21 protein-coding genes are annotated in these 15,604 nt (G+C 47.7%); 2 read left to right on the top strand and 19 right to left on the bottom strand.

The features are described from left to right. A partial coding sequence (locus tag V7126_RS09370; protein ID WP_335497552.1) for a PepSY domain-containing protein occupies positions 1-244 on the top strand: 244 nt, incomplete at its 5' end. Between the two features lie 134 nt (positions 245-378). Here the strand turns inward: V7126_RS09370 and lysA are convergent. Further along, positions 379-1,701, bottom strand: a complete 1,323-nt coding sequence (gene lysA, locus V7126_RS09365) for a diaminopimelate decarboxylase (protein ID WP_046129813.1) — start codon at positions 1,699-1,701, stop codon at positions 379-381. A gap of 362 nt (positions 1,702-2,063) precedes the next feature. On the opposite strand from lysA, the gene V7126_RS09360 reads away from it, so the two are divergent. Then, positions 2,064-2,381 (top strand): hypothetical protein, encoded by a 318-nt coding sequence (locus V7126_RS09360; protein ID WP_046129812.1) that lies wholly within the window; start codon positions 2,064-2,066, stop codon positions 2,379-2,381. Positions 2,382-2,420: 39 nt separating this feature from the next. On the opposite strand, the gene V7126_RS09355 is transcribed toward V7126_RS09360, so the two are convergent. From V7126_RS09355 to V7126_RS09270, 18 genes are all read right to left on the bottom strand, one after another. Then, positions 2,421-3,890, bottom strand: a complete 1,470-nt coding sequence (locus tag V7126_RS09355; RefSeq protein ID WP_046129811.1) for a spore germination protein — start codon at positions 3,888-3,890, stop codon at positions 2,421-2,423. After that, positions 3,850-4,452, bottom strand: coding sequence for a stage V sporulation protein AE (locus V7126_RS09350; RefSeq protein ID WP_046129810.1), 603 nt, complete (start codon positions 4,450-4,452; stop codon positions 3,850-3,852). Before V7126_RS09350 ends, V7126_RS09355 begins: the two co-directional genes overlap by 41 nt. Positions 4,453-4,458: 6 nt before the next feature. Further along, the gene (gene spoVAE / locus V7126_RS09345) at positions 4,459-4,797 is read right to left on the bottom strand and encodes a stage V sporulation protein AE (RefSeq protein WP_335497551.1); all 339 of its coding nucleotides are present in this window, start codon (positions 4,795-4,797) and stop codon (positions 4,459-4,461) included. Continuing rightward, entirely contained in the window at positions 4,797-5,816 is a 1,020-nt protein-coding gene (gene spoVAD, locus V7126_RS09340; RefSeq protein ID WP_046129808.1) for a stage V sporulation protein AD, read from the bottom strand. The genes spoVAE and spoVAD overlap by 1 nt, the downstream gene beginning before the upstream one ends. Before the next feature lie 12 nt (positions 5,817-5,828). Continuing rightward, positions 5,829-6,278: a stage V sporulation protein AC gene (gene spoVAC, locus V7126_RS09335; protein ID WP_046129807.1), complete on the bottom strand. Its 450-nt coding sequence runs from the start codon at positions 6,276-6,278 to the stop codon at positions 5,829-5,831. A gap of 13 nt (positions 6,279-6,291) precedes the next feature. After that, positions 6,292-6,714 (bottom strand): stage V sporulation protein AB, encoded by a 423-nt coding sequence (locus tag V7126_RS09330; RefSeq protein WP_046129806.1) that lies wholly within the window; start codon positions 6,712-6,714, stop codon positions 6,292-6,294. Beyond that, positions 6,704-7,324, bottom strand: coding sequence for a stage V sporulation protein AA (locus V7126_RS09325; RefSeq protein WP_046129805.1), 621 nt, complete (start codon positions 7,322-7,324; stop codon positions 6,704-6,706). Before V7126_RS09325 ends, V7126_RS09330 begins: the two co-directional genes overlap by 11 nt. A gap of 143 nt (positions 7,325-7,467) precedes the next feature. After that, the gene (gene sigF, locus V7126_RS09320; protein ID WP_046129804.1) at positions 7,468-8,232 is read right to left on the bottom strand and encodes an RNA polymerase sporulation sigma factor SigF; all 765 of its coding nucleotides are present in this window, start codon (positions 8,230-8,232) and stop codon (positions 7,468-7,470) included. Positions 8,233-8,244: 12 nt separating this feature from the next. Then, positions 8,245-8,685: an anti-sigma F factor gene (gene spoIIAB, locus V7126_RS09315; RefSeq protein WP_046129803.1), complete on the bottom strand. Its 441-nt coding sequence runs from the start codon at positions 8,683-8,685 to the stop codon at positions 8,245-8,247. Continuing rightward, positions 8,682-9,035, bottom strand: a complete 354-nt coding sequence (spoIIAA, locus tag V7126_RS09310; RefSeq protein ID WP_046129802.1) for an anti-sigma F factor antagonist — start codon at positions 9,033-9,035, stop codon at positions 8,682-8,684. The genes spoIIAB and spoIIAA overlap by 4 nt, the downstream gene beginning before the upstream one ends. A 93-nt stretch (positions 9,036-9,128) precedes the next feature. Then, positions 9,129-10,301 (bottom strand): D-alanyl-D-alanine carboxypeptidase family protein, encoded by a 1,173-nt coding sequence (locus V7126_RS09305; RefSeq protein ID WP_046129801.1) that lies wholly within the window; start codon positions 10,299-10,301, stop codon positions 9,129-9,131. A 148-nt stretch (positions 10,302-10,449) separates the two neighbouring features. Next, entirely contained in the window at positions 10,450-11,265 is an 816-nt protein-coding gene (locus V7126_RS09300) for a purine-nucleoside phosphorylase (protein WP_046129918.1), read from the bottom strand. A 20-nt stretch (positions 11,266-11,285) separates the two neighbouring features. Then, positions 11,286-12,470, bottom strand: a complete 1,185-nt coding sequence (deoB, locus tag V7126_RS09295) for a phosphopentomutase (protein WP_046129800.1) — start codon at positions 12,468-12,470, stop codon at positions 11,286-11,288. Positions 12,471-12,658: 188 nt separating this feature from the next. Then, a complete protein-coding gene (gene xerD, locus V7126_RS09290; RefSeq protein WP_046129799.1) occupies positions 12,659-13,549 on the bottom strand; it encodes a site-specific tyrosine recombinase XerD in 891 nt (296 codons plus the stop codon). A gap of 6 nt (positions 13,550-13,555) precedes the next feature. After that, entirely contained in the window at positions 13,556-13,780 is a 225-nt protein-coding gene (locus tag V7126_RS09285) for a YqzK family protein (protein ID WP_046129798.1), read from the bottom strand. A 124-nt stretch (positions 13,781-13,904) separates the two neighbouring features. Next, entirely contained in the window at positions 13,905-14,354 is a 450-nt protein-coding gene (fur, locus tag V7126_RS09280; protein WP_046129797.1) for a ferric iron uptake transcriptional regulator, read from the bottom strand. Positions 14,355-14,472: 118 nt separating this feature from the next. After that, positions 14,473-15,129, bottom strand: coding sequence for a stage II sporulation protein M (spoIIM, locus tag V7126_RS09275; protein WP_046129796.1), 657 nt, complete (start codon positions 15,127-15,129; stop codon positions 14,473-14,475). 131 nt (positions 15,130-15,260) lie between these two features. Continuing rightward, positions 15,261-15,604, bottom strand: a 344-nt coding sequence (locus tag V7126_RS09270) for a PTS transporter subunit EIIC (protein WP_335497550.1), incomplete at its 5' end; no start/stop codon positions are given.

Below are 15,604 nucleotides of genomic sequence, written 5' to 3'. Positions count from 1 at the left end.
GCATACTGTAAAAGTAAACTGTAAGAGCGGCAAAGCGGTGAATCATGTCATACAGAAAAAGCAAGCTGCTATTACAAAAGAGAAGGCTCAATCTGTCGCGTTAAAAACGTGTAAAGGCACAGTTACATCATCCGAGCTGAAAAAAGAAAGCGGCCGGTATATTTATATCATTAAGATTGAAGATCATAAGCAAAAAGAACATACAGTAAAAGTGAATGCAACAAGCGGAACAGTTTGTTCATAAATAAAATCCTTGCTGCCCGAGACTACTGATCTCGGCAGCTTTTTTATATGAAAAAAAGAGTTCCAGCACCGCAAAAAACGGCCATCATAAAAAAGCTTGCAGGGAACAGTCCCCTGCAAGCTTTTGTGATCTTACTACGGTTGTTTCACTTTGGATTTCAGCGGCAAATCAAGTTTGACCAAATCCTCATATGACTCCCGCTGAATGACAAGCTGCGCTTCACCGTCTTCGACAAACACGACGGCCGGGCGCGGGATGCGGTTGTAGTTGTTGGCCATGCTGTAGCCGTAAGCGCCTGTACAGAATACGGCCAGAACGTCGCCGTCTTTTGCTCTTGGAATTTGCAAATCCCATATGAGCATATCGCCGCTTTCACAGCATTTCCCCGCTATAGATACCGTATCATCGCAGGCAGCATCCATTCTGTTCGCCAGCGCTGCTTCGTACTTGGCTTCGTAAAGCGCCGGTCTGATATTGTCGCTCATGCCCCCGTCGACCGCCACATATTTGCGAATGCCGGGCACTTGTTTTTGCGAACCGATCGTATAAAGCGTCGTTCCGGCATCCCCGACAAGCGATCTGCCGGGTTCAATCCAGATTTCCGGCATGTCAAAGCCGAAATGCTCGGCGTTTGCTTTGACCGCTTCAATGATTTTTTTGACATAATGATCTGCTGCGAGCGGTTCGTCCTCTTTTGTATAGCGGATGCCGAAGCCGCCCCCGAGGTTCAGCACCTTCGGAGTATAAGAATAGGCGTCTCTCCATTCCGCAAGCTTTTCAAAAATTTTGTCGGCCGCAAGAACAAATCCCGCGGTATCAAAAATTTGCGAACCGATGTGGCAGTGCACGCCGAGCAAATGGAAAGCAGGTGACTGAAGAACCCGCTCAATCGCTTGTTCCACCTGTCCGTTATGCAGGTCAAAGCCGAATTTCGAATCTTCCTGCCCCGTCGTAATATAATCGTGCGTATGCGCCTCGACACCGGGGGTGATTCTGAGCAAAACGTCCACAGTTTGTCCCGCATGCTTACAGAGCTCCTCCGTGATCGAAATCTCATGGAAATTATCCAGCACAATGCAGCCGATTTTATGGTCAAGCGCCATCTGCAGTTCTTCCGGACTTTTGTTGTTTCCATGAAAATGAATCCGTTCTGGAGGGAACCCCGCTTTGATCGCTGTAAAAAGCTCCCCCCCTGATACAACGTCCAATGACAGCCCCTCTTCTTCGGCCAGCTGAATCATCGCAACCGAAGAGAACGCTTTGCTTGCATATGCGACTTGCGCCTTCAAATCGGCATCCCTGAAGGCTTCCTGGAACTTTCTGGCGCGTTCCCGTATTAAAGCGACGTCATATACGTAAAGGGGAGTTCCATATCTTTCTGCCAATGATAGAACATCGACACCTCCGATTTCGAGATGTCCGTTTTCATTTTGTCTGCTTGTACCGTGTAAAAACAATTGTCATTCCCTCTTTCTCTATCTACAAAAGTGGAAGGGACAGTCCGGATCACTGCCCGATACATCTTTTTCGCTTAATGTATTGCAATTTCTTATTGTGTATTATAACATTTCGTCCAAAAATCTAAACCATCATTTTGTTCAAATTTTCTTAATTTACATTTGTCAGTGAATCTGCAGTCAACCTCTATTTTTTATAGCATAACAGAAAACCGCAATTGATAGAAATAGGCATCAGCAACATTCCTGCACATGAAAAAATAAAAGCGGCTTACCTGGGGCTTTGCCTATACGGCTGGGCATTAACCTGCATATATACATAATAATAAAGCCAAGAAAAACGATGAAAAGAGGGTTTTCGCATGTATCAAGATTTTTATCCTTATACACCTTCTGATGTTACGGACCATTCTTATGATGCCGGCGCGTATGACTATAGAATTTATGAGCCGTTCGAAGGGCAAATCATTACGGCTCCGGCGAATACAAGATACTGGCGCAGAGGAACTGAAGTTTTCCTGCATTCATCAGCCATTGACCCGTACGGCCGGGAAATGCTGTATATCGCCTATCCGATCAGAAGGCCGAACAATGTATGCAGCTTGCGTGCCGTTGCCATATCGGCTAATGAATACAGAGGAATGCAGCCTTACACGCAGAGATACGGTTATCACCCGTAAACAAGAAAAAGAGGCTTGATAAGCCTCGAAAGAGCCGACTCACTGTCTGACCCTGTTTTTCGGGTGAACGATGCTCGGTCTGATTTTGGCTCCCGGAACAGAAGTACGCACGAGAACGTTCCAAAACGCTTTGCCGTTAAACGGGAGAAACGGCCAAAGATACGGCGTCTCCAAAGAACGGATCGAGACCATGATAATCGTTAAGATCGTAAAGCCTATGACAAACCCTTCCACTTTAAACAGCGCCACCAATATGAGCATAAAGAGCTTCACCATTTTGTTCGCCAAGCTTAGCTCATAGCTTGGTGTCGTATATGTCCCGATGGCAGACAGCGAGACGTATAAAATGACTTCAGGAGAAAACAGGCCGACATTGATCGCGATATCCCCGATTAAGACGGCGGCGATCAAACCCATGGCTGTCGAAAGCGGCGTCGGCGTATGGATGGCGGCCATTCTTAAAAATTCGACCCCGAGATCAGCTAAAAAAATCTGCATAATAATCGGGATGTGGGAATCCTTATTTAAACCGATATACTTTAAATTGTCGGGCAAAAGCGATTGATCGATGACAAACAGCAGCCACAGCGGCAGCAAAAAAGTCGATACAAATATGCCGAAGAAGCGCACCCATCTTAAAAACGTTCCAACCGCCGGCGTTTGCCTGTATTCCTCAGCATGCTGGACATGGTGAAACAGCGTGGTCGGCGTAATGATGACGCTCGGTGACGTGTCAACAATAATAATGATATGCCCTTCTAAAATGTGGCTTGCAGCGACATCGGCTCTTTCCGTATACCTGACGAGAGGAAAAGGGTTGAAGCCCTGCCCGACGATGAATTCTTCAACCGATTTGTCAGACATCGGCAAACCGTCGACTTGCACATTTTCGATTTCTTTTTTTAATACGTTGACAAGGTCCGGGTCTGCCACATCTTCCAGATAGCAAAGGCAAATATCGGTTTTTGAGCGTTCTCCGATATGGAGCATTTTATACCTGAGCCGTTCGTCCCTGATTCTCCGTCTGATCAAGGCTGTGTTGACGATAATGCTTTCGACGAGTCCGTCTCTTGCTCCGCGTACGACTCTTTCTGTGTCAGGCTCTTCCGGCGTCCTTCCGGGATAGCTTCTGACATCGACGATAAAAGCAAAGCCCGCATCCTCGACGATGATGGCGACCAATCCTGACAGTACTTGATCGACTGCTTCATCAAGCGTTTTCGCTTTTGATACCTGTTGGTTCAGCAGCCTGTTTTCAACGATTTCTTCTGCTTCGCCTGATTCTTTTTCCGAATCGTTCAAATGAACCAGTTCCCTCAGCAGGTGAATGATGTACTGCGTATCACACAATCCGTTTACATAGTAAATCTGGATTTCCCGGTCGAGGACAAACACCTTCCTGACTCCGAGATCAAAGCTTTCCCCCATCCCGACCCGCTGTTTGAAAAATGACTCATTCTTAGAAGGATCATGGAATACTCTTGTCTTCTCTTTTTCCTGTGCACTCATCATACCCGCTCCTTTCTAAAATGAGCTCGACCGCCTTCATTGTGATCGGCGACCCTTTTTTTACATCGTCTTTTCTGCCCATTTTTCCGATATCGCCGATTCCGACGACGATAGGAACATCAAGCTGGTCAAGGCAGTAGACCGTATCTCCGCTCATCCGTTTGACGTCAAATTCTCTGACTCCGTACTTGTCAACTCCAAACTCTGTCAGCTCCCCTTCCGCATCAATCGACACATCTACTTTTGTCCACTCCGCGTAGTGGGTTTTCGAAGCGACGGCGATGACGCCGAGCACCTCAATATCAGGATGTGCAGCCACATACTTCATCGCCGTCTCTCCAGGCCCCTCCCCTTGGAGGCCGGAATCGTCAAACATTACGAACACGGGATCATGCGGTGTTTCAAGAATCATCGATACGAGCTCGGGACCCGTTTTCACGCTCGGGTTTCCCATCGACTGGGAAATCGAGCGGCCGCCGATCTGCTTTGCCGCATATTCAATCGATTTTGCAGCATAGATATCGCCGTCTGTTACCAAAATGACTTTGCGTTTTGCTGTCATTGTTCCTTATCCTTTCGGTTTAAAAATCACAGCCACGAGAAAAGCGAATAAAATGGCGGCAGATATACCGGCGGACGTCAGCTCAAATATCCCCATTCCGATTCCGATAAAACCGTGCTCTTTAGCCTGGTGCATCGCGCCGTGCAACAGGGAATGCCCGAAGCTGACGATCGGCACGGTCGCCCCCGCCCCGGCAAACTCGATGAGCCGGTCATAAATGCCGAATCCGTCCAGGATCGCTCCTGCTACGACAAAGGTTGACATAACATGCGCCGGTGTCATTTTGCATACATCGAGCAGAAGCNNAATCAAGCCGCCGACGATAAACGCGATGATGTATTCCATTACGCGTTCCCCCCTTCGGCCCGTTCGAATACGACGCCGTGCGCGATGCACGGAATCGATTCCTTCTGCTGAACAACGGTCGGGCTCAGGAGTGCACCCGTGGCCACGACAAGCACCCTGTTTAATCTTCCCGCTTCAATTTCTTTAAAAATATGGGCGAAGGTGACGACAGCCGAGCAGGCGCATCCGCTTCCTCCTGCAAACACCTGCTGATCGGGCGTATAGATCATCAGCCCGCAGTCATTGTGCTTAGTGCCGACACGAATCCCTTCTTCTTTTAACAGATCCCTTACAATCGGGCTTCCGACACCGGAAAGATCGCCGGTAAGGATCAAATCATAGTCATCCGGCGTACGCCCGAGATCTTCGAGATGCTGTTTGATCGTATCGGCGGCAGCGGGTGCCATCGCTGATCCCATGTCCTGTGAATCTGTGATACCAAAATCGATGACCTTTCCGATGGTCGCGCTCGTGATTTTGATCCCGCCCGGATTTTGGCTGAGCACCACCGCTCCGCTTCCTGTTACGGTAGAGGTTGAAGTGCCGGGCTTTTGCCCGCCGTATTCCGTCGGGTAGCGAAATTGCCGTTCAGCCGTTGCATTGTGGCTGCTCGTCGCGGCAAGGGCCCGTTTTGCAAAGCCGCCGTCAATCAGCGCCGAACCGAGCGCAATCGCTTCCATTGAAGTGGAGCAAGCCCCAAATAAACAAAGAAACGGAAGCTTCAAATGCCTTGCCACAAAGTTGGCGGTCACATTTTGGTTGAGCAGGTCCCCTGCCAAAAAGATGTCGATGTCATCTTTTTTCAGGTTTTGTTTAGTCAATGCTGATTCGATTGCATCCTCCATCAGCTTGCGCTCGGCCATTTCCCAATTTTTTTGATTGCAGTGCATGTCATCGTATGTCTGATCAAATAAATGTCCTAAAGGTCCCTGCTTTTCCTTTGGACCGACCGCTGTGCCGCTTGAATTGACAAACAGCGGGTTTTGGAACACCCATGTTTGTTTTCCCGTTGTTTTCATGACATCTTCCTCCTAAAACAGCTTGTCAAAAGCGTAGCGGATAATTCCGACAATATACGCTGCGACAACGCCGAAGACGATCACGTTTCCGGCGAGTTTAAACATGTTTGTGCCGACGCCGAGGACATATCCTTCGCTTTTATGCTCAAGCGCCGCGCTCGCCATGCTGTTGGCAAATCCCGTCACCGGAACGGCCGAACCGGCGCCGGCGAACTGCCCGATTCTGTCGTAAACCCCGAGCCCTGTTAACAGGGCAGATATTAAAATAAGCGTGGCGACCGTCGGATTTCCCGCTGTTTTTTCATCAAAATGAAAAACGGCCATGTAAAAGTTTTGGAACGCCTGGCCGATCATGCAGATCAGCCCGCCGACGAGAAACGCTTTTAAACAGTTCAGCACATAAGGCGGAGTGGGCTGATACGTTTTCACTTTAGACTGATAATTATCTTTTAAGCTTGACATGAACATCCTCCTTTTATGACAAATGAACAAAGATCAGCCATTGAAATAAAGATCCGATAATCTTTCCGAAGACAATGGCCATCAATAAAATTAAAATCCTGTCCCCCATGCCGATCCGTTTGACCAAAATCGGCAGCACGTTCAGCACTTCCGTAAGAGCGGCCGCAAGCATTCCGATAAACAAGCCCGCGAAGAGGCCGATCGGAATCATGAACCATTTCGATAAAAAAAATCGGTTCATATTAAGCGACTCCCATCCTCCAAAAACGGCGCCGACAATGACGGCCCATTCGTATGCCTGGATATACGCTCTCGTTTTTGTCAGCTGCATCAGCCTCGGAATGATGCCCAGCACCGTGAGAAAAGCGACAAAACCGGAACCTACTGCCACACCTCCCGCAAGACCGAGAAAGATGATCATTACGCTAATGATCATGGATATCCTTTGTCGTTTCTTTATTTTCGTGCATGGCCACATATTGGTCCAAATCGAGCTGATATTTGAACATCTCCACTTCAAGGGGGCTGGGCTCTTCGTTGAATCGTTTTTTAAATAAGTGGTTAAAAAACAAAATCATCCCGAGGCCCAGGCCAATGCTGTATGGAACCTGCAAAAGGTAGGGGTAGCGGTTTTCTTTTCCCGTTATCATTTCATAAAGCCGGATGTGCACTTCCCTCATGCTGACATCTTCATGAAAATTCATCACGGTAAGACCCGCACCGACGAACAAAAGCAGCCAGACAGCGATGAAAAGCACGGGAGACAGGCCCCGTTTTGGATATTGAACCTCCACGATGGTTTCGGCACCGCCGACGGTTTGGACATCAAGGTCTGGAAACGATTTATGTATGGCTTCAATCACCTTCATCATGTCCAATACCACCAAGTTTTGATCCGATTTGCTCACCTTGTATATAGGCAGCTGTTCAAGCTTTTTTTTGCAGCGCCGGTCGCCCGCCACCTGTGCGATATCTCCGAGCCTGATCAATTCATCCGGATCGGCCACTAGACGGTGGCGGAGCCTGATAAAAACTTGACGTTCCATCTGGGTCACTTCCTATATGATGGTTATAGTTGTAGTATGAGGTTCATCTCATTTATCATTCAGCACCGAAAGAATGACCATAAATTACCACACTAAAAAAGCCGGCCCATCGCGGGGGCCGGCTTGTATCCGGGATTGCCTGTTTAGCTGTCATTGTGATCCATCTGGTTTTTGATTTGCTTTAAGATTTTTTTCTCGAGCCTGGATACCTGAACCTGGGAGATGCCAAGGCGGTCGGCAACTTCTGATTGCGTCTTGTCCTTGTAATACCTTAAGTAGACGATCAGCTTTTCCCTTTCGTCCAGGTCTTTGATCGCTTCTTTCAAAGCGATTTTATCGAACCATTTGTCCTCCGATTGGTCGGCGATCTGGTCGAGAAGCGTAATCGGGTCTCCGTCGTTTTCATATACCGTTTCATGAATGGACGAAGGCGAACGGACGGCTTCCTGGGCCAGTACGACCTCCTCGGAAGAGATCCCGAGATGTTCGGCGATTTCCTGAACGGTCGGAATTCGTCCGTTCGTCTTGGAGAGCTCGTCTTTCGCCCTCCTGATTTTGTTGCCGAGCTCCTTCAGCGAGCGGCTCACCTTAACCGTTCCGTCATCTCTGATGAACCTTTGAATTTCGCCGATGATCATCGGGACGGCATAGGTGGAGAACCGGACATCATAGGAAAGGTCGAATTTGTCAACCGATTTCAAAAGACCGATACAGCCGATTTGAAAGAGGTCATCAGGCTCATACCCTCTGTTCAAAAAACGCTGAACGACGGACCAAACAAGACGCATGTTTTTTTCTATGAGGAGGTCTCTTGCTCTTTGATCGCCGTTCTGGCTGTTTTTAATCAGTTCTTTTACCTCATGGTCTTTAAGCTGGGTATTCAGTTCTTTTTTAACCTCCACATCCATAACAAATCTCCCTTAATTGCAAAGCGCTTTGCTTTTCGATAAGTGCTTTGTTAAGTGTATTGTGGTGCCCATTTCAGGCGAGGAATCGATCGTGATATCATCCATGAAGTTCTCCATGATCGTAAAGCCCATCCCCGATCTTTCGAGTTCCGGCTTCGTCGTGAACAGCGGCTGGCGAGCTTCTTCAAGATCCGTGATCCCGATTCCTTCATCGCGGATCGTCAAATAGACGATATGGTCTTCCAGCGTGACAGAGATATACACGGTTCCTTCGCCTGAGTTTTCGTATCCGTGGATGATCGCGTTTGTGACCGCTTCTGATACAACCGTTTTAATTTCGGTTAGTTCATCCATCGTCGGATCAAGCTGGGCGATAAAAGCAGCGACCGTTACCCGTGCAAACGATTCATTTTGGCTGAGCGCTGTAAACTGGATGTTCATCTCATTTTTCATGATGCCACCCCCAGTGTTTGAAGCGCATGCTGTTCGGATTGCTCAAGGCGGATGATTTTAAACAGCCCTGACATATCGAATAATCGCTTGACGGCCGGGGAAATCGCGCAGACGATCATTTCTCCGCCCAGCTGCTGAATTTCCTTATACCGGCCCAGCACGACGCCGAGCCCTGAGCTGTCCATAAATGAAAGTTCTTCAAGATTTAAGACGATATGACGAATGTCGTATCGTTCCATATGTTCGCTCACCTGGTTTCGCAAGGTTTCCGCTGTATGGTGGTCGAGTTCACCTGTCAACCGAATACAAAGCACGGATTCTTTGACGTTAAAATCGATTCCGAGGCTCATCCTCATTCCTCCTTGATATAAATCGGATAATGAGTGTTTCGATTCAGGCTTTCTAAATTCCTTCACCATGACAAAACTAGTGACCGTTCGGCATTATTCATCCCACTTCGTCCAGTTTGTCATCGTCCGCTTAAACAATGTCCACATTCCCGCTTTGTCCATGTCTTTTTCAGCGACGAGCGGGCTTTCATGCAGCACCTTTCCATCCTTTTTCAGCACGAGCGTCCCGAGCTCTGTCCCTTTTTTGACAGGAGCCTGGATATCCGTTTTCTTTTTGATTTCCTTCTTGACGGCTTTGATGTTTTCGCCTTTTTTCGTCAAAAGGGAAATCGGTTCTGAAGTAACGAGATTTATTTTCTGCTCGCTGCCCTTATTGACCTTTAATTCGGATATGACTTCATTCCGCTTGTATATTGGATGGGTTTCGTATTGGCTGAACGCATAATCGAGCATTTTGGTGATCTGCGCATTTCGCTCTTTCGGGGTACTGGCGCCGAAGACGACGGCGATCACACGCATATTTCCTTTTTTCGCGGAGGCCGTCAAACAGTACTTCGCTTCATTTGTGAATCCCGTTTTAACTCCGTCGACTCCCGGATAAAATTTGATCAGCCTGTTTGTATTGACAAGCCAAAACTTTTTATCGGTGTTTTCCCTTAAATAATCCTCGTACGTTCCTGTAAATTTCGTGACTTGATCGTATTTCAACAGCTCTTTCGCCATGACGGCCATGTCGTAGGCTGTGCTGTAATGGCCTTCTTTAGGAAGTCCTGTCGTATTTTTAAAAGACGTGTCCTTGAGGCCGAGCTCTGCGGCCTTTTCGTTCATCCTTTTTACAAATTCCTCTTCAGATCCGGCGATATGCTCTGCCATCGCAACAGAGGCATCGTTTCCGGAACCGATGGCGATGCCTTTCAGCATATCTTCGACAGTCATCTCTTCGCCGGGTTCAAGAAAGATCTGCGAACCTCCCATCGATGCGGCATATTCGCTCGTTCTCACCTTATCTTTCATTTTAATTTTTCCTTCATCAAGAGCTTCCATGATCAAAAGCATGGTCATCACCTTTGTCATGCTGGCCGGAGGAAGCTTTTCATGGCTGTTTTTGTCATACATGATCTTTCCGGTGTCCCGCTCGATCAAAACGGCGGATTTCGCTTCATGGGCAAGCTCCGATGTTTTCGTATCGCTTTTTTCCGCAAATGCGGCCGGCGCTGTCATAAGAATTATCGTAAAAATCATCAATGTGGATAAATGACGTTTCATCACCCAGACCTCCATTTCGTAATCCTCTCTATTTTTTCCAATAGAGGTGGATTTATACAGATTATTGGTAAAAATTTCTCCCTATACAAAAAAGCCAATACATGTCCTGGCTTCGGACATGTATTGGCTTTCATACGTGTACCTTATGTTACGCTATCTCGCCGATTTTCGCGACTGCGGCTTTGATGAGGCGCAAAAAGTCTGATTTTACTTTTTCGGTTACTTCCATGACTTCGTCATGAGACAGCGGCTGGTCCAAAATTCCGGCTGCTGCATTTGAAATGCAGGATATGCCGAGCACGCGGAGGCCGGAATGCCTTGCCACGATAACTTCCGGAACGGTTGACATTCCGACGGCATCAGAACCGATCGTTCTGAGGAAACGAACCTCGGCAGGCGTTTCATATGACGGACCGGAAACCGCGGTGTATACGCCTTCCTGAACCGGGATGTTCAATTCTTCGGCCGTTTGCTTTGCCATGCGGCGAAGCTCTTTGTCATAAGCTTGCGACATATCCGGGAATCTGACGCCGAGCGCTGAATCGTTCGGACCGATCAGCGGGTTTGTTCCCATATAGTTGATGTGATCGGAGATGATCATTAAGTCACCCGGACGGAACGATTCATTGACACCGCCAGCGGCGTTCGTCACGATCAGCGTGCCGATGCCCAGCTCCTTCATGACCCTTACCGGGAACGTGACTTTATCGAGTTGATAGCCTTCATAAAAATGAAAGCGCCCTTGCATCACAACGACCGGCACACCTTTCAGCGCGCCGATGACGAGCTGCCCTGCGTGTCCTTCAACCGTAGAAACCGGAAAATCCGGAATATCCTCATATTTGATCCGGACGGCATCTTCAATTTCATCGGCAAGCACGCCGAGTCCCGATCCCAATATCAGACCGACTGCCGGTTCGTGTTTTGCCTTGCTTTTAATATATTGAGCAGCGTTTGAAATCATCTGTTTCACGTCGTATCCTCCTATTTAAGCAGGGATAAAAAGCTTTTTCCGTACTTAGGCATTTTCGTTTTGAAATTGTCGGCGATCGTTGCCCCGATATCCGCAAACGTATCAGCGAGCGGAAGCTCTGCCGCGTTTTCGTTCTTTTTGCTGTATACAAGCAGCGGAACATATTCCCTCGTATGGTCCGTGCCATGGTGAATCGGATCGTTCCCATGATCGGCGGTGATAATCAATAGATCGTCTTCACGCATCTTTTCAAATACTTCCGGAAGGCGCGCATCGAACTCTTCAAGCGCTTTTCCGTATCCTTCAGGATCGCGGCGGTGTCCGAACAGCGCGTCAAAGTCGACGAGGTTGACGAAACTGATGCCGGTGAAATCCTGGCCGAGCGTCTGAATCAGCTTATCCATCCCGTCCATATTCGACTTGGTTCTGAGCGCTTCCGTGATTCCCTCGCCGTCATAAATATCTGAGATTTTGCCGATCGCAATGACGTCAAAACCGTCATCCTTCATTTCATTCATCACCGTTCTGTCAAACGGCTTCAGCGCATAGTCATGGCGGTTCGGCGTCCGCTTAAACTCGCCGGGCTTTCCGACGAACGGACGGGCGATAACGCGGCCGACCATATATTTTTCGTCAAGCGTCAGCTCGCGTGCGATTTCGCAGATATGATAAAGCTCTTCAAGCGGAACGACTTCCTCGTGAGCGGCGATCTGCAGAACGGAATCAGCAGAGGTATATACGATCAAGGCCCCCGTTTCCATATGTTCGGCGCCCAGTTCGTCCAAAATCGCCGTCCCTGAAGCCGGCTTGTTTCCGATTACTTTTCTTCCGGACCTTTTTTCAAGTTCCTGGATCAATTCGTCCGGAAAACCGTCGGGGAATACCCGGAACGGTTTATCTATGTACAGCCCCATGATTTCCCAATGACCGGTCATCGTATCCTTTCCGTTTGAGGCTTCCTTCATTTTTCCGTAGTAGGCGAGCGGTTGTTCAGCCCGCGGCACTCCTTTGATCTGGCGGATGTTGCTCAGCCCGAGCTTTGCCATGTTCGGCAGGCTGATGCCTCCCATGTGTTCGGCGATGTGGCCTAAGGTATCCGCCCCTTTGTCGTTGAATTTTTCAGCGTCCGGTGCCTCGCCGATTCCGACGGAGTCCATGACGATTAAAAAAACGCGGTTATATTGATATGCAGGCATTCTGACGGCCTCCTTCTTTCATATGATCTTTAAGCTGACCTGTTTTCGCATGCTAGAAATAAATGCCGCTGTTAGTCAAGTATAAACCGTTTACACAACGGTTGACAACACGAACGGAAATAGTGAGAAACTTCCCGCAATTTTTGAAGTTTCAGGCAAATGAAAAACCGCGCTTCGCCTTTTTGGGGCTATGCACGGGGATGATATTGCTTATAGACGTCTTTCAGCCTTGTCTTTGTCACATGGGTATAAATCTGCGTCGTCGAAATGTCGGCATGTCCGAGCATTTCCTGGACGGCCCGCAAATCCGCTCCGTTTTCAAGCAGATGCGTCGCAAACGAATGCCTTAGCGTATGAGGGGTGAGTTCCTTCTGAATCCCTGCTTCCAAAGCGATTTTCTTTAAGTTTTTCCAAAATCCCTGCCGGCTCATCTGTCTGCCGTGATGGTTCAGAAACAGGGCGTCTTCCGTGTTTTTCTTAAGAAGTTTTCCCCTTGCCTTTTCGAGGTATTCCCCGATCGCATGCGAAGCCGTTTCGCCGAGCGGGACAATCCGCTCTTTTCTTCCTTTTCCGAAGCAGCGGATGAATCCCATTGCCAAATGCACATCGGCAAGCTTCAATTCGATCATCTCGCTGACGCGGATTCCCGTCGCATAAAGCAATTCCAGCATCGCTTTGTCACGATAGCCGAACGGAGTCGAAAGCTTCGGAGTCTCAAGAAGGGTTTCCACTTCCTGCAATGACAGCACCTTCGGCAGCGTCCGCTCCGTTTTTTGCGATTCGATATGGACGGACGGATCCTGCGCCGTCACTTTTTCTCTCAGCAAAAACTGATGAAATGCCCGGATGGAAGCCAGGTGTCTGGCGATCGTCCTTCCGGATTTTCCGGAGTCTTTCAAATGCTTTAAAAACTGGATGATATGCAGCCTTGTCACTTCGTTGAGGGAGCCCAAGCCCTCTTTTTCTTCCAAAAAAGCGGCATAGCTGTTCAAATCCCGTTCATAGCTCACGACCGTATTATGGGAAAGCCCCCGTTCTACCACGGCATAGTGGATAAAATCTTTAATATGAACTTTCACGCTATCCTACTCCCCGTTTAAATAAAAAAAGATTAACCGGTTAAACCAGCCGTCCCGTTCGTCCCCGTCCATCGAGGCGACCTTGAGGGCGGCTCCTTCGGGTTTATCGTACCGATGATAGTTTTCATACTCTGAATTTATCCATATCATAGCATAATAAAACAAGACGGTAAAACCGGTAAACAGCACAAACACCTTGATCATGTCAGCGGCCGTTTTCAGCATTTTCATTCCTTTTCAGGTCCCTTCTATCGATTCGATTACTAAAACATATGCCAAATGAGACAAGTTTTATACGTATGAATCAAAAAAGAACCCGTTCGGGAAAGATTGAAAGGGTTCTCGCACATCCGGTTTACTCGGCTTCTTTTTGCTGACAGTTGTGGCAAATTCCGTGAAAGGTCAGCCTGTGATCTTTTATTTTAAATTTCCAATCCTTTTCAATGATGTCTTCAACGTCCTCAAGCAAATCTTCTTCGATTTCAACGACTGACCCGCATTCCATGCAGACAAGATGATGATGGAAGTGGGCCGCTCCTTCCTTGCGAAGGTCATACCTTGACACGCCGTCGCCAAAGTTGATTTTATCCACTACTTTTAATTCGGTTAACAATTCAAGAGTTCGATATACTGTCGCAAGACCAATTTCAGGAGATTTCTCTTTTACGAGGAGGTATACATCTTCTGCGCTTAAATGGTCTTCCTCATTTTCAAGCAGCACCCTTACAGTAGCCTCGCGCTGAGGGGTGAGTTTGTAGCTGGAAGAATGCAATTGTTTTTTGATTCGATCAATACGTGTTTCCATTGACTTTCCCTCCTACGCCGCATTACCTAGCTTATTATAACAAAACGAGCGCGGAGAGCCAACTATAATTATTATAAATTGATAAACAAAATGAATATTTTTTAATAATGATTATAAATTAATTCGATTTGACCTGAATAAAATCGATCACCTTCTCCATTAACAGCGGCGAAAGGAAGGCTTCAAGAAAAGACGATATAACCGACATGACAAGAATCAAAACGAGTACGAAAGCATATCTGCCAAACCAGTGAACAGGCGCTTCCGTAAGGCTCCTTTTCACAAACAGCTGTCTGATAAGCCTCATGGAAAATGCGATGGCGCATGTGCCCATGATCAAGTATGCCGGGATCAGGAGAAGATTTTGCGGGAGCACGGAGACAAACGACAGGAAAAAACCGTTGATCCCCATTTGATTCACTAAAAAACCGACCGTAAAACCGACAACGATCCCTTTTAAAAAGACCATGATAAATATGACGGGCAGGCCGATGACCGAGATTCCGAGAATCCACATCAATCCAAGATACTTCATATTGTGAAGAAGGCTCTGCAAAAACATGTCTTTCGAGCTTGCCGCTTTTCCTTGTGAGAGTTGTCCAAAAAATTGGTTCAAATAATAAAACAAATCTTCCTTTTGGCTGATCGTCATGCTGTTGACAATAACCGCACCGAAAATCACACCCATTAAAAATAATACGGAGACGAATAAATAGATCGACAAATGGTCTTTCATATGCTGAAATATAAGCTCTTTCATCGAGTGCTTCCGCATGTATCTTCCTCCCAGACGCGCTTTTGATTTTAATAGATTGTATGAGAGAAAAGAGAGCAGCATGACTTTTTTATATAAAAAAGGAAGGCAAAAAAGCGTCTGCCTTCCCAAAACCGTTTTCAGATGTTCGCTTACCCGCCGCCGTCGGTTTTCACCGTCTTATTAGCGGCCATTACAAACGGCAGGTAAATGATCGTTGAAATGGCGAGGCAGAGAAATCCGACGGCAAGCGCGGCCCAGTTCCCGCCCGTTCCGAGAAACGGAATCAGCGGTCCCGGGGTCGTCCACGGAACGGAATAGGCGATCGGCGGAATGATCTTAAAACTAATAAACAAATACCCGACTGACGTATTGACGGCCGGCACGATGATGAACGGAATCATAAAAATCGGATTTAACACAACCGGCAGGCCGAAAATGACGGGTTCATTAATATTGAACAGCCCCGGGCCGATCGAAAGCTTGCCGATGTCTT

This window comes from Bacillus sp. JJ675, from assembly GCF_036963165.1.
Taxonomy (GTDB): Bacteria; Bacillota; Bacilli; order Bacillales; family Bacillaceae; genus Bacillus; species Bacillus glycinifermentans.
The sequence above is the reverse complement of the archived record's forward strand: the minus strand, read 5'-3'. Positions and strand labels throughout refer to the sequence as shown.